Below are 21,691 nucleotides of genomic sequence, written 5' to 3' on the forward strand. Positions count from 1 at the left end.
CTTTGGCCGCAGCATCGGCAGCCGCCTTGGCGGCAGCATCAGCAGCCGCTTGGGCCGCAGCCTCTGCCGCAGCTTGAGCCGCGGCCTGTGCGGCAGCGGCTTTCGTCAGCCGCCGCTTTGGCCGCAGCATCGGCAGCCGCCTTGGCGGCAGCATCAGCAGCCGCTTGGGCCGCAGCAGCTTCCGCCGCAGCAATCTCGGCAGGCGTTGGGCCGGGTGGCGTGGGTGGCGGCGTGATGACTGTGCCATTAACGCCGCTGATGGTTAGCGTACCGCCCGCAGTGGGCACCCCTTCTTGATAGACCTGTCCGGTGCCAGTGGCGAGACCTGCACTGTTGTCGTTGGCCGTCAGGGTAATGTCTCCTGCGAAACGAATCAGGGAATTGACGTAAATATTATTGCCAGCCTGGGCCGTCAGGCTCACCCCAGTGTTGGTATTTTCGAAGCCGGTATAGAACCTAATGTTGTTGCTGGCCTGTAGCACCACGTTGCTGGTGGCGTTTTTCAGCAGATCGGAATCAATTTCAGTGGATTCGTCAGGGTCGTTGGCAAAGGCTGATACATCGCTCAGGGTCTTGGAGGTGCCCGCCTCCGGCGTGTTTACCGTGATGTCCTTCGGGTCGAGCAACCAGGTACCGCTTTGGCCCTTCGCAGCACGGGTATCGACCCGTGCGCCTGTCACGTCGAGCACATTGGCTGAGGTTTCGACAAAGCCGCCGTCACCGGACGAAGCACCGCCACGGGCCGATATCGCACCGTAAACCCGCGCCGTCTGCGAACCCCAGACGATCACCCTGCCCCCCTTGCCACTGGTCAAGGCGTCAGCCGATATCTGCGCATCCTTGCTGACATAGGCTTGCCGGGCGTTCTGGACCGCCGGATTCTTGCCTTGATAGTCGCCGCCGACCAACACCGTCCCGCCGCCTGACTTGCCGCTGGCATCAACTCGCGCGTCGGCCATCAAGCCTACCTGTTCGCCGAGCACCTTGATCTCTCCGCCCTGGCCTGCGCCGGTAGCAGTGGTGCTGCTGCCGGCTTCCAGCAAGGTCGTGCGGCTGGCCTTCAAGACAATCTTGCCGTTCTCGCCGACGGAGGCACTGTTGGCATTGACCGTGCCGCGCTGGTTCACGAGCGCGCCGTAAATGCCGACCGTACCGCCCTGGGCAATGATGCTGCCCAGGTTCAGGGCCTGGTCATCGGTGGCCGATACCACCACATGCATGCCGGGATTACTGGAGTCGACCAACTGCACCGAATGACCCGCCGCGAGCATTGTTTCGCCCTGCGGCGTGTTGATGATGCCGGTGTTGGTCACATCCGGCGCGATCAGGTAGACCTGGCCGCCGGAGGGCGTGGTGATTGCCCCGTGGTTGGAAACTGCCCCGGCAAAACCCTCCGCGGCGAAACGATTATTGCCAGAGAGGAAGTCACTGTTGGACATCGCCAGGCTCGACGCCACCAGGCCAGCCACGTTGATCTGCGAATTGGCGCCGAACAGGATGCCGTTAGGGTTGATCAAAAACACCCGGCCATTGGACTGCAGCGTCCCCAGTATCACGCTGGGGTCTTGACCGGTGATTCGGTTGAGCACGCTGCTGTTGCCGCTCTGCTGGAGGAACCTCACCATCTCGCCCTGGGCGACGGAAAAGCTCGACCAGTTGATGATCGCATTGGGGCTGTTGGTGATCGTCAGCTGGTTGCCCTGCTGCGCGAAGCTGACCTGGCCGTTCACGACGACAGGATTGAGCGGGGCCGCCATGCCGTTGCCGGCGGCAACCAGGCACGCGCCGATAAGGGTGATTTTTATTTTCATGACATCCTCAAAACGACAGGCTCAAGCGGGCATGCAGGCGATTATCACCGCGCTCGGTCTCACTGGCCTCGGCGTGCAGAACGTGACCGTAGTCGACCTGTAGGTTCAGATTGCGGCGATACGCCACCCGCACGCCGAGTCCAGCACTGCTCAAGGCGACATGGGTGAATTCGCCGGGCAAAGCGTGGTTACGCGTCAGGTATGCAGTGTCGTAGAACGCCAGCGCGCGACACTGCCAGCTGCCACCGCCACAAATCGGCGGCGTATAGGCCTCAAGGTTGCTGCTGATGCCCGAGTCATTGGACACCTCACGCTCATGGAAACCGCGCACCGACATGGCCCCGCCTGCGCCAAACTGCTCGCCCGGAATCAGCGCATCGTGGCTGTATTGCCCGTTCAGCACACCGCGCAACTGCCAGTCAGCCGGCAGCGCCTGGGTGATGTTGGCCGCCAGACGCAATGCGCTGTAATCGTCTCGGGCGTCGGTACGTGCCAGATCGAAATCGCTCTGCTGACCACGGGAGCCACCGGCCAGGTTATGCACCAGGGTGACGGCGAAATTGGCATCGCCATCCAGACGCACCCAAGTGCCCTGGTAACCCAGGCTGAGGGGATGCACGGTGATGTCGTTGCCGAGTTGTACATCTTCGGCTTCAAGGTTGTTTTTGTAGGCCTTGTAGTCGATGCCATACACGATCTTGGACTGGTAGTTACCGTCCGTGGCCAGGTTATGGTTATAGCGCCCGCCAAAGATCGTGCCTTTGCCGCTGACCGCAAGATCAAAAATACCGGCCGTGACCAGACCGTTGTCCACGTCCGAGTAGCTGGTGAAGAAGTCCAGAGAATCGCCCAGCTCATATAAAGGCAGGTGATAGCCAAGTGCATAGACGCTGACTCGCTCGGGCTTCTCGAGCGTGGTGGTGTATTGCAGGCTCATGACCTGATCGCGACCGAACAGGTTCGCGTTCTGAAGGACCGCGCCCACATAGGTCTTGCCGGTTTCCTCGGTGCCACTGTTATCCATGTTGAGCGATGCGCTCCATGGCGACTCGTCCGTGACTTGCAGCTCGGCATCAACTGCGGCCTGTGAATCACTGTCTTTGAGCTTCATCACGGTCTGTTTGGCCGGATTTTCGTTCGCCAGCTTCAGGCTTTTGGAAATCGCCGTCAGGTCAGGCGTCTGGCCCTCCCTGAGGCCCGGCAAGGCATAGCGGACATTGTCGTTGCTGAAATGCTGATTGCCCGCGATCCTGACCTGACCGATACGAGCTTCCACGACCTGAAAGACCACTACCCCACCGTTCAACTCCTGCTCGGGAAGGTCAACACGAACCAGTTGATATCCGCGCCGGTGATAGGCGGCTTCCAACGCCTCCTGGGCCTTGACCACATCGCCAAAATCACGCTGGCGACCCATGAAGCCCGCAACACTGTGATCAAGCTCCTGAACTGGCAACAGGGTATTGCCGCGCACGTCGAACTTGTTGATATCGAAACGGGGGGAAGCGGACGCAACTTCATCGGCAGCGGCAAGACTGGCGCATGCAGCCAATGAGGCAGGCACCAGAAACAGCAACGAGCGGTAGGTCATTGTCAGGCCCTTGGGCAGCAGTTAGATACGCAAATACTCAAATACGCACTGCATGCCGAGCCTGCAGGGGGTTTTCTCTTACACAGTCTAGCCGGTGTAATATCAAACTGGAATCACCCGGACACTGTGCCGACGATTGGCATTTCGAGTCATCAGCGAAGATTGCACCTGCAAACATTCCAGCTCTACGTAAAACCGCTCCTCAGATTGTGTTCCGACCGCGTCAGCTCTCGCCAAGTCCGCGAAATGAAGGTGGCGGCTGCTTTCGCAAGCGCCACCTCCGTCATTTATCAGCTACGTGAGTCGTCGTGGCTCGCTTCCTTTACAGTCTTTTCGGCGTTAAAACCGTCGGAGTTCTCGAAGACGCCCATAAAGCCGGGGACAGTAGCCTCTCGCGACCAGTCGCGCTGGAGCTCGCAGTACATCTGCACTCGGCTGATAAGCTTCGCGCCCGCCTGCTCGATTCGGCGTAACGCCGCCTCATGTGCGGCGAGCGATGTGCCGCCGACCGCATCAATCGGCACGTAGACCTCGTAACCTTCCTGGATAGCGTCGAGCACAGGGAACGTCAGACAAGCTTCGGTCCAGAGCGCGGTCATAATGAGCTTCCGGCGCCCGATCGCTTTGACCGCCTGCTTGAACTCAGTGTCCTCCCAGCTATTGATCGAGGTGCGGTCATATGTCGGCAGATGGCCGAGTACCTCCTGTAGCTCGCGGATAGGCGGCTTGTTGCGGCCGGTCGCGACGTTGACGGTCGAATGAATAATAGGAAGGTTGTAATTGACGGCGGCCTTGGCGACGCTCGTGATGTTAAAAATGAGTTCTTCGCGTGACATTGAACGGATCGAGGAGACCTGGATCGGTTGGTAGTCGATGATGATGAGCGCCGAGTTCTCGGGCGACAAGAGTTGGTCGGTATGAGGGTTACGGATAATTTCGCTTGTCATTGCAAGGTCCTTTTATTGGTTGTGATGCACGCGTGTGGGCGGGCCGCAGTCCATCCGAAAAGATGGGCGACGCCCTCACAACGCCTTCTGATGTAGAGAGCGATTTAGTAGTCCTGGAGACATACGCCCAGTGATGACGTTTCCAGGAAGCAGGATTGTGCTGTTCCCAAAGCCAATGCAGTAGTAGCATTCCGAGACTAGCTGTGTTGCACAATGGGGAACGCTGACATGGATATCGAAGAGCTACAGACATTCGTGGAGGTTGCTGATGCCGAGGGAGTTTCGTCTGCGGCGGTCCGCCTGGGCGTGTCCAAATCCATCGTCAGTCGCCGCCTCGCCAGGCTTGAGGCGGAACTTGGCGTGCAGTTGCTGGCACGATCCACCCGCGGAGCAGCTCTCACGGAAGCCGGGGCCACTTTCCGCGACTATGCGGCCAGGGTCTGCGCCGAGATCGATGCGGCCAAGGAAGCGATTCTGCCTCTTGGCGCCCTTCGCGGCCGTTTGCGGATCTCCGTGCCGCTATCTTTCGGCCCTACCCACTTCGCCCCCATGCTCGCGGAAATGGCACGACGCCACCCTCAGCTGCAAATCCAGACCTGCTACAGCGATCGTTTTGTAGATCTCATTGCGGAGGGTTTCGATTGTGCGATACGGGTTGGCTATCTTGCGGATTCCAACCTCATTGCAAGAGGTATCGGCCCGATTTACACGAAGCTCGTTGCGAGTCCTGACTACATTAAAGCGCATGGGTCACCTGAGACACCCGACGATATCGTCGAGCATGAGGCCCTTATGCAGAGCACCGAAGCCTGGCAATTCATGGATGGCGCCAAGATCATTACGTTTCGACCCCAAGGACGCTTCAAGGCCGACAACGGCACAGCGTTAGTCGCCGCTGCCACGGCGGGACTGGGGATTGCGTACCTGCCGGATTGTCTCACCCATGAACATGTGACCTCCGGGGCGCTCGTGCCGATCATGACCAACTATCCGCCACCCCCGGCTGGAGCCTACGTCATCCGCCCGCCAAGTCAGCATCCGGCGCGGAAGATACGCGTCCTCACCGAACTCCTGATCGAGTCTTTTGGCCAGTCTCCGCACTTTGCGGCAGCCGCCAAGGGGTAATCAAGCAGTCGGCTCACCTGACGCCTGCGCCGCATATTGCTGGTTGCCACGCAACCTTTGACCGTCAGCGGCTATTGATACGCATCAAATTCTGCTTTCTTTCACAACGGCATCGCTGCGCCGGCGCACTTCAGGCTTCAACGCCGTACCAAGTCCATGACCAGTGGGGGCTTGAGCTTGCCCGCCGACAATGTTCGGCAGTTCCGTAACCAGATCTCGATACCAGGTTGAAATATAGGCTCGCACGACCTCTTGATAAATCGCGGTTGGGGCGTGTATTGCGAGATGCAGGCCCGACATTAAAGCGACTGGCCCAGTACAATCATGAGGGGCGATTGGCTTGGTATACGACTCTGCAATCGCTGCAATCTTTCGCGCCTCGGTTATTCCTCCACACCATGACAAATCAAGCATTACAACGTCTAAAGCACCAGCTTCCAACATTTCGCGAAATGAAATGGCACCGGCAAGTGTCTCACTGCCACAGATAGGAACGTTAACGCGACGTCGCAAATCTGCAAGGGCCTTTGCATCATCCATTTTGTTTATTGGGTCTTCAACCCAGAAGACATTATAATCTTCCAGTGCACGGCATATACGTTCGGCAGCATGCGTACTCCACAAACTGTGCAGTTCGCACATGATTTCAATTTTGTCCCCCACCGCGTCTCTAACTTTGCGGAAAGGTTCCAGACCCGCTTTCAGGTGTTCCAACGTGATGACATGACCGCCGGACGCCCCAGCGTAAATGTCGAACGGCCAGATTTTCATAGCCGCGTAGCCCTCGCTAATCAAGCTCTCAGCCAATGCTCCAGCATCTTGGGTGAAAGCGATCTGGTCATCATAAGGACCGCTCACTTGGTCTTTCTCACCGACAACCCGGCGAGCACTGCTGGCGCTGTTATAAGCATAACCTGCACATGTGTTATAAACAGGAACTTGCAATCGGGATGCCCCACCGAGCGCTTCATGGATTGGCACACCATGCCGCTGCCCTTTCAAGTCCCAGAGCGCGATGTCAATTGCACTTGCGGCTCGAACTTCAGCGCCTGAACTATGGAAACCAATATAGGGAGTCAGCAGCTTTCGCGAAATCGATTCTATACGCCGCGAATCCTCGCCCAGTAAGCCAGGCGCAATTTGTTCGTGAATGGCTGCCTCTACCGCCTGCGCACCCCTGAACGTTTCTCCGAGGCCGATCAATCCTTCGGTGGTTTCCAACTCCACCCAGATCAAATTTGGACGCTCACTGATTCTGATTGTGCGGACAGTCGTTATCTTGGACAAAATTAAATCTCACCTTGTTGTATTTATATAAGAATCATCTCTCAGATATTCATAGAAGCAAACGTCGGCGTGCGCGCCACCACTCACCACGCATTCAATCGATCAGCTTCCATTGACGCAGCAATTTTTCCAGCTCAACTGCAGCCGGTGTCGTGAGAGGCCACGCAGATGGAGGGCGGGCGGCACCACAGTCGTTACCCATAAGCTGCAAAGCAGCTTTAACAACAGTTACGTTTGCACCGTTATTCTCGGCTGACCTTAGTTCTTCAAACGGCAACATCTCGTTGATCAAATTGCGCGCCACATCGAACCGGGAGCTTTCCAGCGCCTTATGAATTTCAACGGAACGTTCAGGAGCAACGTTGATCAGGCCGGACGTGAAGCCACGCGCGCCCACTGCGTAGAATGCTGGTGCCCATGTTTCTGCCAGTCCACCGACCCAGGCCAGATCCAGATCTTTCGTTCGACGAATCGCCTCTGCCAGAAGCATAGGCGTCGGTGACGCCCACTTGATTCCCATAACCTGAGGTAGGCGACAAAGTTCCTCAATTGCCGCAAGGCCTATGTTCTCGTTCCGCAGGTATAGAACCAATGGCAGACCATCACCCGCAACCGCTATTGCCTTGACGTATTCCAGGAAGCCTCTTGGCGATGAAAAAGGGTCTGGCGGCTGGTGAATCATCAACGCAGCGGCAGCATGCGTACGAGCATGAACCGCAAGAGAGCAAGCGTCCTGGATGTTTTTACCCACACCTGCAATCAAGGGGACACGCCCGGCGATCAACTCGGCACTGATTTCCAGTGACCTTATTGATTCCTCTTGAGTGAGAGCATAGAACTCGCTGGTATTCCCATTAGTTACCAGCGCGTGCACACCTGCTTCGATAGCCCTGTCCACGACAGGCCTGAGCCGGGCTCCATCAACTTTATTATTAACGTCAAAAGGTGTCACCAGGATCCCTGAGATACCGTCCAGCGCCTCTCGAAGAGATGTACACCGATTTTCCATGATGACTCCTGAAGGTTAGGTTCTCGCCGCACAAAGCGTTGCATTTGCGGCATCGCAGATAGTCTAATCAGTATCGTTGTGGCGCCTCTAGCGCTCGTTGAGCATCCACCAATGCGGATTAAGCATCATGCTGCAGATTTCTCATCTCAGGTGTTTCGTGACTGTCGCAACAGAGTTGCATTTCGGTCGTGCAGCCCAGCGGCTGAACATGACTCAGGCCCCTCTGAGTCGTCAGATACAGGCCTTGGAGCACACGCTGGGACTCAGCCTCTTCTTCCGCGATAGACGAGCGGTTCAGCTCACTCCGGCTGGGGTTGGATTTTTGCCAGAAGCCCGGGACATTCTCCTGCGATGTGAGTTGGCCATGATTGCCGCCCGGCGTGCTGCCAAGGGAGAGGCTGGCACGGTGCGATTGGGGTTTATAGCGGCCGCACGCTTCAAGGTATTTCCGGTGATCGTTTCAGAGGCCAGTAAATCCTTGAGCAGCATCAACATTGAGCTGAAAGAAATTTCAACGCTTGAACAACAGGAGGCTTTAGTAAGCAAACGCATCGATCTTGGCCTTATACGCCCAGACAAGTTTAATCGTGAAATTGAAACTGTTTGCGTACTTCGTGAACCATTTGTCCTTGCCGTCCATACCAGCAATCCATTGAGCTGGAGGGAGAACATAAGCGTCATGGATTTACACCAACAGCCATTTATCATGTATTCGCCGTCAGAAGGACGGTATTCCTTCGAGATTCTCTCGGGGATTTTTCGAACTAAAAATATTGAACCTGATTATGTTCAATATTTATATCAGACTCATACCATACTTTCCCTGGTAGATATCGGGATGGGCAGCGCCCTCGTGCCTGAAAGCGCGCAGCACACCAAGACGGACAATGTGGTATTCAGACAAGTGGATCTAGGAAACGCTCAGGTAGAGTTACACCTGGCTTGGCGCAAAGGCGAGATTGACCCGGTCACCCTAAAATTCAAATCATTTGTACTGGAACATTTCCCTGCACGGGATAGCTAAGCACTTCAGCGTTTTGGTGGAAGGCCCGGCGACTCACCGTCTGCTGCCAGCGTCGTAGCCTTTCGAATAGGACGCGCCCATCAGGTAAAAACACCCGCCCGCCACGACGAACGCCGCCAGCATGTAGAACATGAAATGCGCTGGCTGGGAGGCCAAGGCAAAACCACACAGGATCGGCCCCAACCCGCCGCCCAGGCTGGACAGGTTCTGCGCGCCGTAGTACATGCCGCGCAAGTGGTTCGGCGCGATACGGTCGATGAACATGTATTCGGCCGGGAAGACGATGACTTCGCCCAGTGTGAAGATGGCCACCGCCAGTGCCCAATGCAGCACGCTTGTGGACAACGCGAAGCCGACGACACCGAGCAGGAACAGGCTGAAGCCGGCCGTTAGCCAGCGATTCAGATGTTGGTTGGTAATCCGCTTGCCCACTATGTATTGCAGGCAAATCACCACCGCTGCGTTAACGGCTACCACTGAACTGATGACCTGGTAAGTGAATTCCGGGGTGCTGGTGGTCACCAGATATTGCGAAATGTAGCCCGTGAACTGGCCGAAGACCACCGCGCTCAGCGCGCCGCCGATGGTGAAGCAGACCAGCCGATAGTCCTTGAGCAGGATGCGCCCGACAGCGACGAACGACACCGGAGCACTGGCCGGATCGGCTGAGCTCAGCGTCTTGTCACCCCAGACGGCGTACGTGACGAAATAACTTAGGCCGAGGATCGCCGACACCAGGAAAGGCAGCTTCATGTTCATGTGCGCGAGGCCGGCGCCAATGAACGGCCCTACCGCGTAACCGATGTTGATCAGCGTGTAGCGCACCGAAAACACTTTGCCGCGTTCGGCTTCCGGCAGCAGTTTGCCAAACGCCGCCTTGACCACGATATCGATCACTGAATACGCGAAATTGAACGACACCAGAAACAGGAAAAACAGCCACAGGTGCCTCGTGACGCACATACCGATGAAGCCCACGGTAAAAAAGCCGGTGAAGCTCAGGATCAACCGATAGCTGGACATTTTGTCAGTCAGGTAGCCCCCGTAGAGGCTAAGTAACGAGCTGACGAACATCGCACCGCCCACTACCAGGCCGATGTCGCTGATGCTCAACGCGAAGTTTGACGACAGATAAATCACCATATACGGCAGGGTTATGGCGCGACCCAGTGTCAGAAACAACGAAGACGACAGCAGCAGATTGACCGAAAAAGGGTAGTGTCTGAAGGCAGCAAGCATCCGCGTTATTTCCTGTATTTGAGCATCGAGATCTCAGCCACACATGGTTACACATCCCGCCTTGCACTGCAGAGGGATTCGCACGCCACTGACGGCGTTTGCGCGCAATAATCAGACCTTGCTGAGCACCTTTGCTAGCTAAGCCAGCTGCCGCATCCCCAGTGTCAGAATCAAATCACCGCAGAGTCGATCAATTGCTTTTTTCCCTCCTTGATAGGCGCGAGCAATCTTCGGCTGCGAAAGAGCGATTGCGACCCTCCCATACCAGGCCAGTGAAACCACCACTACAACCGCCACCATCGACAAAAACGTGCCTGGCGAAACCTGCCTTTCCACCACGAAGAAAAACGCGAACAGTACCAATGCCTGCCCCGCCAGGGCATTAAAGCCACTAGCCCCTCAAGGCACTGGCGTAAACCTTTCAACAATGCTGTTCGGATCATCATGTTTTCCCGTAGTAAAAGCTGCCCCCTCAATATGGTAGACCTTGGGCTCTTCCGAAAAATATTCCTCCAGGCCCATCATGAATAACCGATGGTCTTCACTCGCTTCGAAGCCCGGCGTGTGATCCTCGAGGGATTGCCATCGCACGATCAGGTTGAATTGCTGGGGGCTTTCAATGCCTTGCGCTAGCAAGTGGCCGCAGTAACCTTTCGCGCGGGTAAGCAAAGGAGCGACCTCGGCAAATGCACGTCTGAACATTTCAATGCGTTCTTGGTGAACAGGGAGCAATGCAATTTCATAAATCATGGTGTTCCTCGACAATGACTTGAACGGTTAGAAGTACGCACCTACGAGATGAGCGATGGTTCGACTGCAATCGCGATTTTTCCTCGAACGCCGTTGTTGGGACTCTCCAGCCGGGCGTGGGCGAGCGCAATGTCGGCCAACGAATAGACCGCGCCAACATGTGGCCGCAGCTGACCTCGCGCTACCAATGCGCTTAACTCATCGAGTTTGCCGCGGTTCTGTCTGGTGAAAACGAAGTGATAACTCGCATTCTTGCCCCAGGCGTTAACGACATTTTGTGGCTGTGCTACATCCACGATCGTGACAACGCGGCCCAGCTGCGCAAGCGTGTCGGGGCTGCGTGACAATGTGTTCCCGCCGATGGTGTCGAACACAACATCAACTCCGCGGCCACCCGTTTCCCGCATGATGGCGTCGACGTAATCCTCCTTTTCGTAGTCGATGACCACATCGGCACCCAAACTTCGTGCGAACTCAGAATTTGCCTCGCGCACTGTCGTGAACACCTTTGCTCCCATGGCTTTTGCCACCTGGATCGCCACATGACCGACTCCTCCCGCGCCGCCATGTATCAGAATGCTTTCCCCCACTCTAAGCGCCGCACGCACGATCAGTGCTTCCCAGACCGTTCCGCCCACCAGGCTCAGACTTGCCGCCTCAAGATGGCTTAACGAGGAAGGCTTCTTCCCGATGATGCTTTCGGCTGCAACGTGGTACTCGGCATAACTTCCTGGCCCGTCAAATATTTGCGGGGTGTACCAGACTTCGTCGCCAGGAGCGAAAGTTGTCACCCCCGGCCCGACTTCCTCGACGACGCCCGAAATATCGTGTCCGGTAATGGCCGGCAGTTGCACCAGCTCGGAATAGTCGCCGCGGCGGACCTGGTAATCCAATGGATTGATGGAGGTTGCGTATACCCGGACCAGGACTTGCCCCGTGCCCGGCACAGGCTTGGGCACATCGCAAAGTTCGAACGATTCCGGGCCGCCAAATGATTTGAGTATCATCGCTTTCACTGTAAATCCTCGTATCTATAAAATGGAATATCGAGATATCTCGATATCATGCGATAAAAAATTACAACTCTTTCCCTATGATCTCGGCAAGAGCGCTGATGGTTGCTTCATTCCTCTTGTAATAAGTCCACTGACCGATGCGCCTGACGTCGACCAAGCCTACTCGTTGCAGAGTTGCAAGATAGCCAGACACCGTTGACTGCGACAGTCCGATACCTTCTTGAATACTGCTGACGCAAACTCCCACCGTGAGAACGTCGCCTTCATCTTGTGGAGGGAAGTTCTTCGCGGGGTCCTTCAAACCTTTCAGAATTTGAAGGCGTGTAGGGTTTGAGAGAGCTTTGAATATTTCGATCAATTCCATGACCCCGATCATATCGAGATTTATCGATATGTCAATACGAAAATCAATTGCCGTTTTGGATGCCGGTTGTGCCGTATAGCGCGATGGATCGCTACAGAATATTCGCCCGCTTTGGGTCCAGACCGTGTGAAAACGTCACCACTTCAGCGAAGGTCGATCAGCATATCCAGAAAGGCGCGCACAGCAGGATTGGTGCGACGACTCTCAGGCCAAATGGCCGAGATATTGTGCCTTTCCACCGCGAACTCAGAGAGAATCGGGATCAGCTCTTGCCGCTTCACCCTGGGAGCGGCCATGAAACTCGCGGCCATTCCTATCCCCGCGCCCGCTGCCATTGCTGCCAAAATAGCCTCGCTTGCATCAACGACGACAGGCGATGACGGCAGTATTTCGATCTCCTTGTCTCCGATACGAAAAGGCCAGCGTAATGTTTGACCGGTGCTTTGATAGCGCAAGTTCACCGTTTCGTGCTCCGCCAGTTCATCAGGATGCTGAGGCGTGCCGCACCTGGCCAGATAGTCTGGAGAGGCATAACAACAGAGCGTGTACGGCAAGAGCCGACGGGACAACAGCGATGAGTCTGAAAGCTCACCGATCCTTACTGCGAGATCAATGCCTTCGTCGACCAGGTCCACGATCTGGTCACTTAGCCGCAGGTCAATCAATACTTTGGGGTGGCGTTTACGAAACTCGGTGATAGCGGGCGCGATGATGTGCAACCCGATGGGAAGTGACGTCGCAATCCGTAACGTGCCGGCGGGCTCGGAGCGCGCTGATTTAGCCACCTGCTCGATCTCTTCCGCCTGACGCAGCAGCTGCAACACACGCTCATGAATATCGCGTCCTTCAACGGTCAGGGTCAGCGAGCGTGTGGTGCGGGTGAACAGCGACACTCCGAGATGACGTTCCAGCCGCTGGATGCTTTTACTGATCGCCGACGGTGAAATGGACAGCGAGCGGGCCGCAGCCCTGTAGCTGCCCAGCGAGCCAGCGCGGGCGAACGCAATCAACCCGCTCAGTCGCTCAAATCCAATTGGTTCCTTCATGGCATCATTGAAACGAATCCCAACCTTATTATCAACCTCGCGGCCACCGCTTACCCTAAGTCATCCCCATCGATAAGCACGAGGCTGTGATGAACGACACGATGAAAGCGGTGCAATTGCACGAATTTGGCGGCCCTGAAGTGTTGCGTTACGAGGATGCGCCCAGAGCCATCGCACAACCTGGCGAAGTGCTCGTCCGCGTCCATGCGGCCAGTCTCAATCCGCCGGATCTTTTGCTGCGCGACGGCTATCGCGCATTACCCCCTGACTGGCGGCCAGACGCCAGGTTTCCGCTGACTTTGGGCACAGATGTTTCGGGGGAGGTCGTCGCGCTGGGCAACGGTGCCAGCAGATTCAGCGTCGGTGACAAAGTCTACGCAATGGTGCGTTTTCCTGAAGATCTGATGACCGGCAGCGGCGCCTACGCTGAATACATACGCATCCATGAGACCGAGTTAGCGTTGAAACCCGACGGGATAGACCACGTCCAGGCCGCAGGTGCGCCCATGTCGCTGCTCACTGTCTGGCAGTTTCTGATTGACCTGGGCCATGACCGGCCGAATCCCTTTCAGTCGTTTCGACATGAGCCAGTCCCGCTGCAAGGCAAGACAGTACTGGTAAACGGTGCTGGAGGTGGAGTGGGACATCTGGCGGTGCAGGTTGCCCAATGGAAAGGTGCGCGCGTCATCGCGGTTGCCTCCGGTAAGCATGAGAGCCTGCTTCGCGAGTTGGGCGCTGAGGAGTTTATCGATTACAAAAAGACGCCCGCTGAAGACGTCGCGAAGGATGTGGATCTGGTGATTGATGCCGTCGGTGGCGCGAATATGGAACGCTTTCTGAGCGTCATCAGGCCAGGCGGTGCCCTCTTCCTGGTCAACCCCATGGGTTTCTCCGGCCATAAAGAAGCAGCTGATCTGGGAATCACTGTGTCCTCGACGCAGGTGCGCTCCAACGGTATCCAACTGGCAGAGGCTGGCCGCCTATTGGATGACGGCACTGTCCGTGTGCTGATCGACAGTACGTTTGCGCTCGCCCAGGCATCGGATGCGCACCACCGAGCTTCACGGGGAAGTATTCAAGGAAAGATTGTGCTTATCGTCTGAGTGATCAACGCCCCCAATGCCGAGCTTGTCTCTACTCGGGGGCCTGTACCGAAAGGATGGCAAAAATGCTTTGCGTCGTCGGCTACCTCTGTATCTCGTCCGCTGATATCGAGCGATCTCGAACCGAGTTTCAAACGCTTGCTGCATTCAAGACTTCCCCGCCAGAATCCTCACGCGGTGACAATCAGATGGCCCAAGCAGTTGACCTTTTGAATCGCGAACGGCAATTGCCATCAATGGCTGTCCGGATGTTTTGTCCAAAAGCACAGAACGCGTTTCGTGGGGCCTGAACAGATAACGTTCGCCCCACTGTCTCATGCTGACGACAATCGGAAAGATCTCCCGCCCTTTGTCTGTGAGCACATACTCCTTGTAGGCACTGCCATCCGATGCCGGACAGACGTCGAACACTCCAATCTCAACCAGCGTTTTGAGGCGCGACGCCAGGATGTTCTTGGCAACCCCCAAGCGTTTTTGAAACTCGCTGAATCGGCGAACGTCGTCAAATGCGTCGCGGATGATCATCAGCGACCAACGATCCCCAATGGCTTCCAACGCTCTTGCTACAGGGCATTCATTGCTTTGTGGCGAATCGTGTTCGGCCATTTTTTACCTTCCGAAGTGTCGGGGCGGTCAGATCAATTCTGATAACTAAAACCAAATCTGGTTGCAATTTGAAACAGGATTGCACCAGAATCGTTCTAGTTGCCAATTGCAACCAGCTTACCCACATGGAAGGCTTTATGACAGCTGAGAACGATTTGCCAACCGGCCGCTTATCCAGATCCACCGCAACGCCAACGCCCCCAACCATCAGTCAAGCCTGCGACGTCCGCCCTCCTGGTGTTTCTTCATCGCTCACTCTGCTGTTTTCTGCCACCTGTGCGCTGGCTGTCGCCAACGTTTACCTCGCTCAGCCGTTGCTTGACTCGATGGCCGAGAGTCTGGACGTGGCGTCCGGCATGATTGGCGCCGTAGTCACCGCCACTCAGGCAGGTTACGCACTGGGGCTGCTGTTCATCGTCCCACTTGGCGATCTGATCAACCGCAGACGGCTGATTCTGAGTCAGATACTGCTGTCCGCCCTTGCACTTGCGGTAGCCGGTGCATCACACGCGTGGCTGGCCCTGCTTGGCGCCATGATTTTTGTGGGCTTGATGGCAGTGGTCGTGCAAGTGCTGGTGGCCTATGCCGCTTCACTGGCAACACCCTCACAACGCGGACAGGCCGTCGGCACGGTCACGAGTGGCATTGTGATAGGGATACTGTTGGCACGCTTCACCTCCGGGCTGATCGCTGACTTGGCGGGGTGGCGTGCAGTCTATTTTCTGTCCTCAGGGCTGATGCTCATGCTCGCCGCAGTGCTGTGGAAAATGCTTCCTCACACAGCGTCGGCACCCTGCCGAGACTCGTATCCAGGTCTGATCCGATCGCTTTTCAAGCTCCTGATCACTGAACCTGTCTTGCAGGTTCGGGGCTTGCTGGCGCTGCTCATCTTTGCCGCGTTTTCCGTGTTATGGACGGCGATGGTGCTCCCGCTGAGCGCCCCGCCGCTGTCCCTGTCCCACACCGCCATCGGCATGTTCGGGCTGGCAGGAATAGCCGGTGCTCTGGCTGCCAGAAGAGCCGGGCACTGGGCAGATCAAGGGCGGGGCCAGCAAATCACAGGTCTCGCGCTGGTGGTGCTGACCCTTTCCTGGTTGCCGATCAGTTTTGCGCAGACTTCCCTGATCGCCCTTATCTGCGGCGTGATCCTGCTGGACTTCGCCGTGCAAGCCGTCCATGTCACCAGCCAGAGCATGATTTTCGCCGCTCGCCCTGACGCTCAAAGCCGCATGGTCGGCGCCTACATGTGCTTCTACTCCCTCGGCAGCGCGCTAGGCGCAATGGCCGCAACCCAGGCATATGCACGCTGGGGATGGTTTGCAGTCAGCCTGCTGGGTGCTTCGATCAGCGCTTCGGCCTTGGTCCTCTGGTGTGTAGCAACACATATCTCTGCCCCCCATCAAGGAAGTCCACGATGAAAATCCGCCACCTGTTGCTCGCTATTTCGATCACCGCCATTTGGGGGCTGAATTTCTCGGTCATCAAACTGGGGCTCACCACGGTTGACCCGTTCATTCTGGCGGGCGTTCGCTTCACACTCTGTGCCCTCCCCGCGATTTTCTTCATCCCCAAACCTGATGTGCAGTGGCGCTATATCGCCAGCTACGGGCTGGTCTTCGGCATTGGGCTGTGGGGAGTCGTAAACCTTGGCATCCAGTCAGGCCTGTCGGCTGGCATCGCGTCGCTGGTGCTTCAGTTCAGCGCGTTTTTTACTATCTTGTTGGGGGCCTGGACATTCAAGGAGGCGATTTCCCGGTATCAGATCGCAGGCATGGGAATCGCTTTATGTGGATTGGTCAGCATCATCTCGATAGTCGACGGGACAGTCACGGCGACCGGCTTGATGCTGGTGCTACTGGGCGCATTGGCCTGGAGTGCAGCCAACGTCATCAACAAGAAAGCCAGAACCACGCAGGTGTTTGCCTTTCTGGTGTGGTCCAGTGCGTTTTCCCCCATCCCTCTATTCGCGCTTGATTACGCAGTGAACGGCTCGACCGGCTACCGCGAACTGGTCAATCAATTGGACTATATATCCGTGCTGTCGATCCTGTTTCAGGTTTACCCAAACACCCTGTTTGGCTACTGGGTATGGAATTCCCTTTTGAAACGCTACCCGGTGTCTACCGTCGCGCCCCTTTCGTTGCTGGTGCCAGTCTTCGGCTTGTTCGGCTCAGCCATGATCTTCGATGAGGAGGTATCACTCAATAAAATCGTAGCGGTCTCTCTCATCGTGTCGGGACTGGGGGTTGGGTTGTATGGACAACGTATCCTGAGTGCGATGTTCAAGCGGCGTGAGCAGCCAAAATGCTATTCAAGTCAGGTAGAGCACCCCACTGATAGCGCGCCCGACACCGTGTCTGTCACCGCTTGCTTAAAGCGAACAGCATTGCTACCTACCGGCAGGATCAGCTAACGCCATCGCTTACATCCGGTGATGTTCCAACAAGAAGTCCACGAACAGTCGCACCCTTGCTGGCATTGCCGAGCCACCTACGAACACCGCATGGATCGGTTCCTGGTCGCCGGGGTTCCAGGCTTCCAGCAAAGGTATCAAGTCACCGCGCTGCAGATCCTCGCTCACGCTGAACTCGCCAATACGCGCAATCCCGGCACCTACTCGCGCGAGTTGTGCCAGCGCCTCACCACTGCTGCATTCGATGTTCCCGCTGACCTTCAGTGAAAACTCTTTTCCGTCGCGGATGAACGGCCAGTTGGGTTCGGCCCGCCGAAAATTGAAGCGTAGGCAGTTGTGCCCTAGCAGATCTTCCGGTGCCTGGGGGATGCCGTGGCGCTGAAGATACTCAGGCGATGCTACTACTATCTGGCCGGTATCGCCGATCCTGCGCGCGGTCAGCGGGCTGTCGGGCAGATGGCCAAAGCGTACCGCTACGTCGGCCTGGCCGCCGAGAATGTCGACCACTTCGTCGCCCAAGGTGAGGTCGACGACGATGTTCGGGTAGCGGGCGCTGAACGCTGCCACCAAGGGGACGATGGCTAGTCGTCCATGACCAAGGGCAGCGCTGACCCGTAATCGGCCCCTTGGTACGCCTTGGTCGGCGATGGCTTCTTCGACCTCGGCCATGTCGGCCAGGATACGCCGGGCGCCGTGCAGGAAAGCCACGCCCTCGGCGGTAAAAGTGATCGCCCGGGTGGTACGCAACAGCAGGCGGGTGCCCAGACGTTGTTCGGTACGAGCGATGATCCGACTGACCGCCGAGGGTGTCAGCCCCAATGCACGTGCGGCGGCTGACAGGCTGCCTTCCTGCGCCACGGTGGCGAAAACGCACATTTCACCGGACCTTCCGCTGAAATCCATTTGTGCCTGTCCCGCAAAGGTGATTGCCAGAAATTCGATCTACTGCTTGGAAACGAAGAATCGTAGCATTCTAAGCACAGATAAGGAGCCCTCCATGCGTATTAATCCACCCCTTGTTGCACTCGCCATTGGTGCCTTTGGCATCGGCGTTACCGAGTTCGCCCCCATGGGCATGTTGCCCGGAATCGCTGCGGATCTCGGCGTCTCCATTCCTGCCGCAGGCCTGCTGGTCAGTGCTTACGCCATGGGCGTACTGCTCGGCGCGCCGCTGATGACCCTCACCACCGGCAGAATTCCCCGGCGCTATCTGCTGATCGGCCTCATGGCGATCTTCACCTTGGGTAATCTGATGTCAGCCTTGGCCACCGATTACTACAGCCTCATGGTCGCCAGGGTGGTGACCTCACTGAACCACGGTGCGTTCTTTGGCGTTGGCTCTGTTGTCGCCGCCAGCGTGGTCGCTCCGGAGAAACGTGCCGGGGCGGTTGCGGCAATGTTCATGGGCCTGACCCTGGCAACCATCGGTGGCGTACCGCTGGCCGCCTGGTTCGGTGAACTGTTCGGCTGGCGCACAGCTTTTTGGGGCATCACCGGCCTTGGCGTGGTGTCCATGGTCGCGTTGTGGTTCGCGCTGCCCAACCTGCCGGCACCGAAAAGCGTCGGTGTAATGGCCGAAATTCGGGTATTGGGCCGTGGCCCGGTGCTGGGGGCGTTGGCCCTGACTGTAGTCGGCTCGGGTGCGATGTTTACCGTCTTCACCTACATCGCGCCTATCCTCAGCAGCGAGACCCATGCGTCCACCGCATACATCACCGCCATGCTAGTGCTGTTCGGTGTGGGATTGACGTTGGGCAACATGTGGGGCGGCAAGGCGGCCGACCGCTCGATAGATCGCACCCTGATCGTTTCGCTGAGTGTGCTGATTCTCGTCTTGCTGGCGTTCACCGTACTGATGCGTTGGCCGCTGCCGGCCGCCGTTGCCATTCTGATCTGGGGTATCGCCAGCTTCGCACTCGTGCCGCCGCTCCAGATGCGCGTCATGGAAGCTGCCAAGGACGCCCCCAATCTGGCCTCGGCGGTGAACATCGGTGCCTTCAACTTCGGCAACGCGATCGGAGCGGCGCTGGGCGGAGCTGTGATCAATGCCGGGCTGGGTTATCCGGCAATTTCCCTGGCCGGAGCAGCAATGGCGGGGCTGGGGCTGCTGATGGTGTTGGCTTTCGTGTGGCGTTCCAGAACGGTTGCAGCTGCGGTGGTGTGACGATGGCATAGGGGGGGGGCCGTCAGTCGCCATGATGACTGACGGCTTTCGGCCGATTCTGTTGAGGAAGTCGGCCTTGAGTTCCGCGGCAGAAAAGTACGCATCTGAGATTGAAATTTTTACTTTTGGCTGAAGCTTCAAGGCTCAGATTTGACGTAGCAGCGTGCAAAAATGGCGTTTCCCCCGGTCAATTTTCGGACAGTTTAAGCGGAGCGACTTTTTCAACACTATCGGTCGATAGCGGCCAGAAGCACAGGTCCGCTATTCTCGCAGCTCTCGTTGAACAGACGTTGACGCTGGGGGCATAAACTTTGTGCTGCTTGCTACCGCCATTAGTTTCATAAACTCAGTCGCTACAAATGCATTCGAATGGAAGAAACCCATAATCAGCGTGCTGAGAACACAGGTTTCCACAGCCCTCATCAGCTCTTGAACATGTCAGTTGTATTGCGCAGCCTGCGGGCATCCCTGGCGGGTGACAGGCCGAACAGACGGACGTAATGCCTACTGAACTGCGAGGGGCTTTCGTAGCCCACTCGGTATCCTGCGCTTGCGGCATCAACCGATTCGGCCACCATCAGCCGCCGCGCTTCTTGAAGTCGCAACTGGCTACAAAATTCCAATGGGCTCATGGAGGTGACCGCTTTGAAATGCGTGTGGAATGTGGAACGGCTCATGCCGGCAATATCAGCTATAGCCTCTATGCGGCAGGTTTCTCTGTAATGAGTGCGTAGCCAGGCAATGGCCTTGGCGATCTGGTTCAGGCGGCTATCTGCTTTTGCCATCTGTCGAACCACCCCGTTACCTCGACTGTTCAAAAGCCTGTACAAAATCTCGCGGACCACTAGCGGAGCCAGTGCCTCGACATCGTCAGGCGTGTCCAGCAGCCTGCAAAGTCTTACCGCAGCGTCCAGCAGCTCGGGGGTTGTGTCGTTAAGTTCTATGCCCGAAGCAGGCAGATTGCTTTTCTCTTGCGGTTCCGGATGTCGCAAGGTCAGATCGCTCAATACGGTTATGTCCAGATTGAGTACCAGACACAGGTAGGGCGCCGATTCACTCGCCTCAGTGACAGAGCCCATCACGGGTACGTCCACCGACGCCACGAGGTATGTTGCCGCGTCATAGACATACGATGTAGTCCCGGCTACCACACGTTTGCGGCCTTGGGCGATGAGGCAAAGCGTTGGCTCATAGACAACAGGCATCGCCATCGTCGGTGTGCCCGAGCGAACCAGGCTGACGCCAGCAATCGCTGTTCGATGTATTCCGTCAGCAGGGGTGTGACGAGTGATGAGATCGACCAGCTTCTCCAGAGATTCCATCCGTGTCCCTCGACAGTCCATATGACGGTACTTGGGCATCGACCCTATCGGATAATCGTGTAAGAAAACAGGACAATCCAGCTACGCGTCGGCGCACCTTGAAGGCAGACTGATTCTTCAGGCGTGAGAGTCCGGCCATCAAAGCGGTCGTCATGCTCGACATCTTGGTACTCGTCTACGTCCGATATCCCGGACGATCAGGTATGCGTGTTTTTTCACTCGCACTTGGCCACGAGACCTTTGGCTCCAAGATGACAGGAAGATCGCACAGCAACACAACTCACCCAAGAGGCTTCTCAGCATGTGCACATCAAACTATCAAACTATCCGTTCAGCCGCCTTTGCGTTAGTGACACTGTTTGGCATGGCTGTGTTGTCGAGCGCCGCTAGCGCTGATTCGCCCACCGATGTACGCAACAAGCAACTCGTGACGCAAGCGTTTGATCGCTGGGCCTCTGGTGGAACGTCGTTCTTCACCGAGATATTGTCGCCAGACGTTGTTTGGACAATCAAGGGCTCGGGCCCTAGTGCGGGTGTCTATAAGGGCTCGAAAGCATTCGTTGAGCGTGCTGTGCGGCCATTTGTATCTCGCTTATCCACCCCCGTACGACCAGTCAGCAAGCAAATCTGGGCGGACGGCGATCATGTGATCGTTCAATGGGACGGCGCCGCCGTAGCGCGTGACGGGAAGGCTTACTCCAACAGCTACGCCTGGGTGTTTCACATGCGAAACGGCAAAGCGTTCGAGGTCACGGCCTTCCTCGACCTTGTGCCTTACGACGACGTACTGCGGCGCATTCCTGTACCTGCGATCAAGTGATAATGGCCTGACGGTCCTCCGTGCCAGCGGTAGCCCGGGCTTGCCGCCACTTGA

At 56.9% G+C, this 21,691-nt stretch carries 21 protein-coding genes; 7 read left to right on the forward strand and 14 right to left on the reverse strand.

What is annotated here, in order from left to right; all coding sequences use genetic code 11:
* Positions 1-38: 38 nt before the first annotated feature.
* The 3 genes from CFII64_RS17905 to CFII64_RS17915 all read right to left on the reverse strand — a co-directional run bounded on the left by CFII64_RS17905 (position 39) and on the right by CFII64_RS17915 (position 4,349).
* Complete coding sequence (locus CFII64_RS17905) at positions 39-1,811, reverse strand: filamentous hemagglutinin N-terminal domain-containing protein (protein WP_020292227.1); 1,773 nt, start codon at positions 1,809-1,811, stop codon at positions 39-41.
* Between the two features lie 7 nt (positions 1,812-1,818).
* Positions 1,819-3,402, reverse strand: a complete 1,584-nt coding sequence (locus tag CFII64_RS17910; RefSeq protein ID WP_020292228.1) for a ShlB/FhaC/HecB family hemolysin secretion/activation protein — start codon at positions 3,400-3,402, stop codon at positions 1,819-1,821.
* 290 nt (positions 3,403-3,692) lie between these two features.
* Positions 3,693-4,349 carry a hydrolase gene (locus CFII64_RS17915; protein WP_020292229.1) on the reverse strand — a complete coding sequence of 219 codons (657 nt, stop codon included), beginning with the start codon at positions 4,347-4,349 and terminating at the stop codon, positions 3,693-3,695.
* A gap of 228 nt (positions 4,350-4,577) precedes the next feature.
* On the opposite strand from CFII64_RS17915, the gene CFII64_RS17920 reads away from it, so the two are divergent.
* Positions 4,578-5,474, forward strand: coding sequence for a LysR family transcriptional regulator (locus CFII64_RS17920; RefSeq protein ID WP_020292230.1), 897 nt, complete (start codon positions 4,578-4,580; stop codon positions 5,472-5,474).
* An 84-nt stretch (positions 5,475-5,558) separates the two neighbouring features.
* Here the strand turns inward: CFII64_RS17920 and CFII64_RS17925 are convergent, their stop codons facing one another.
* Both CFII64_RS17925 and CFII64_RS17930 read right to left on the reverse strand, forming a co-directional pair.
* Positions 5,559-6,761 carry a mandelate racemase/muconate lactonizing enzyme family protein gene (locus CFII64_RS17925; protein ID WP_044901487.1) on the reverse strand — a complete coding sequence of 401 codons (1,203 nt, stop codon included), beginning with the start codon at positions 6,759-6,761 and terminating at the stop codon, positions 5,559-5,561.
* Positions 6,762-6,855: 94 nt separating this feature from the next.
* Positions 6,856-7,770, reverse strand: coding sequence for a dihydrodipicolinate synthase family protein (locus CFII64_RS17930; protein WP_020292232.1), 915 nt, complete (start codon positions 7,768-7,770; stop codon positions 6,856-6,858).
* A 127-nt stretch (positions 7,771-7,897) separates the two neighbouring features.
* On the opposite strand from CFII64_RS17930, the gene CFII64_RS17935 reads away from it, so the two are divergent.
* On the forward strand, positions 7,898-8,794 hold the full coding sequence (locus CFII64_RS17935; RefSeq protein WP_020292233.1) for a LysR family transcriptional regulator: 897 nt from the start codon (positions 7,898-7,900) through the stop codon (positions 8,792-8,794).
* A gap of 33 nt (positions 8,795-8,827) precedes the next feature.
* On the opposite strand, the gene CFII64_RS17940 is transcribed toward CFII64_RS17935, so the two are convergent.
* The 6 genes from CFII64_RS17940 to CFII64_RS17965 all read right to left on the reverse strand — a co-directional run bounded on the left by CFII64_RS17940 (position 8,828) and on the right by CFII64_RS17965 (position 13,209).
* Positions 8,828-10,033: an MFS transporter gene (locus CFII64_RS17940; protein WP_020292234.1), complete on the reverse strand. Its 1,206-nt coding sequence runs from the start codon at positions 10,031-10,033 to the stop codon at positions 8,828-8,830.
* Between the two features lie 138 nt (positions 10,034-10,171).
* The gene (locus CFII64_RS17945) at positions 10,172-10,396 is read right to left on the reverse strand and encodes a hypothetical protein (protein ID WP_020292235.1); all 225 of its coding nucleotides are present in this window, start codon (positions 10,394-10,396) and stop codon (positions 10,172-10,174) included.
* 36 nt (positions 10,397-10,432) lie between these two features.
* Positions 10,433-10,783 carry an antibiotic biosynthesis monooxygenase gene (locus tag CFII64_RS17950; protein ID WP_020292236.1) on the reverse strand — a complete coding sequence of 117 codons (351 nt, stop codon included), beginning with the start codon at positions 10,781-10,783 and terminating at the stop codon, positions 10,433-10,435.
* 41 nt (positions 10,784-10,824) lie between these two features.
* Positions 10,825-11,799 (reverse strand): zinc-dependent alcohol dehydrogenase family protein, encoded by a 975-nt coding sequence (locus CFII64_RS17955; RefSeq protein WP_044901488.1) that lies wholly within the window; start codon positions 11,797-11,799, stop codon positions 10,825-10,827.
* A 61-nt stretch (positions 11,800-11,860) separates the two neighbouring features.
* On the reverse strand, positions 11,861-12,163 hold the full coding sequence (locus tag CFII64_RS17960; RefSeq protein WP_044901517.1) for a helix-turn-helix transcriptional regulator: 303 nt from the start codon (positions 12,161-12,163) through the stop codon (positions 11,861-11,863).
* 143 nt (positions 12,164-12,306) lie between these two features.
* Positions 12,307-13,209, reverse strand: coding sequence for a LysR family transcriptional regulator (locus CFII64_RS17965; protein ID WP_020292239.1), 903 nt, complete (start codon positions 13,207-13,209; stop codon positions 12,307-12,309).
* A gap of 89 nt (positions 13,210-13,298) precedes the next feature.
* Between CFII64_RS17965 and CFII64_RS17970 the strand changes: the two genes are divergently transcribed.
* A complete protein-coding gene (locus tag CFII64_RS17970) occupies positions 13,299-14,312 on the forward strand; it encodes an NADP-dependent oxidoreductase (protein WP_020292240.1) in 1,014 nt (337 codons plus the stop codon).
* A 147-nt stretch (positions 14,313-14,459) separates the two neighbouring features.
* Here CFII64_RS17970 and CFII64_RS17975 read toward each other — a convergent pair whose 3' ends face one another.
* Positions 14,460-14,918 carry a helix-turn-helix domain-containing protein gene (locus tag CFII64_RS17975; protein WP_020292241.1) on the reverse strand — a complete coding sequence of 153 codons (459 nt, stop codon included), beginning with the start codon at positions 14,916-14,918 and terminating at the stop codon, positions 14,460-14,462.
* 137 nt (positions 14,919-15,055) lie between these two features.
* Here CFII64_RS17975 and CFII64_RS17980 point away from each other — a divergent pair, with 137 nt between their 5' ends.
* Together CFII64_RS17980 and CFII64_RS17985 are read left to right on the forward strand one after the other, a co-directional pair.
* Complete coding sequence (locus CFII64_RS17980) at positions 15,056-16,336, forward strand: MFS transporter (RefSeq protein ID WP_020292242.1); 1,281 nt, start codon at positions 15,056-15,058, stop codon at positions 16,334-16,336.
* The gene (locus CFII64_RS17985; protein ID WP_020292243.1) at positions 16,333-17,331 is read left to right on the forward strand and encodes an EamA family transporter; all 999 of its coding nucleotides are present in this window, start codon (positions 16,333-16,335) and stop codon (positions 17,329-17,331) included. Before CFII64_RS17980 ends, CFII64_RS17985 begins: the two co-directional genes overlap by 4 nt.
* Before the next feature lie 9 nt (positions 17,332-17,340).
* Here CFII64_RS17985 and CFII64_RS17990 read toward each other — a convergent pair whose 3' ends face one another.
* Positions 17,341-18,234, reverse strand: a complete 894-nt coding sequence (locus CFII64_RS17990) for a LysR family transcriptional regulator (RefSeq protein WP_044901489.1) — start codon at positions 18,232-18,234, stop codon at positions 17,341-17,343.
* A gap of 94 nt (positions 18,235-18,328) precedes the next feature.
* On the opposite strand from CFII64_RS17990, the gene CFII64_RS17995 reads away from it, so the two are divergent.
* Positions 18,329-19,495 carry an MFS transporter gene (locus CFII64_RS17995; RefSeq protein WP_020292245.1) on the forward strand — a complete coding sequence of 389 codons (1,167 nt, stop codon included), beginning with the start codon at positions 18,329-18,331 and terminating at the stop codon, positions 19,493-19,495.
* A gap of 422 nt (positions 19,496-19,917) precedes the next feature.
* Here CFII64_RS17995 and CFII64_RS18000 read toward each other — a convergent pair whose 3' ends face one another.
* Positions 19,918-20,817, reverse strand: coding sequence for an AraC family transcriptional regulator (locus CFII64_RS18000; RefSeq protein ID WP_020292246.1), 900 nt, complete (start codon positions 20,815-20,817; stop codon positions 19,918-19,920).
* Positions 20,818-21,118: 301 nt separating this feature from the next.
* Between CFII64_RS18000 and CFII64_RS18005 the strand changes: the two genes are divergently transcribed.
* A complete protein-coding gene (locus tag CFII64_RS18005) occupies positions 21,119-21,637 on the forward strand; it encodes a nuclear transport factor 2 family protein (protein WP_020292247.1) in 519 nt (172 codons plus the stop codon).
* Positions 21,638-21,691 lie beyond the last annotated feature (54 nt).

Origin of the sequence: Pseudomonas sp. CFII64 (assembly GCF_000416235.1) — a bacterium.
GTDB lineage: Bacteria > Pseudomonadota > Gammaproteobacteria > Pseudomonadales > Pseudomonadaceae > Aquipseudomonas.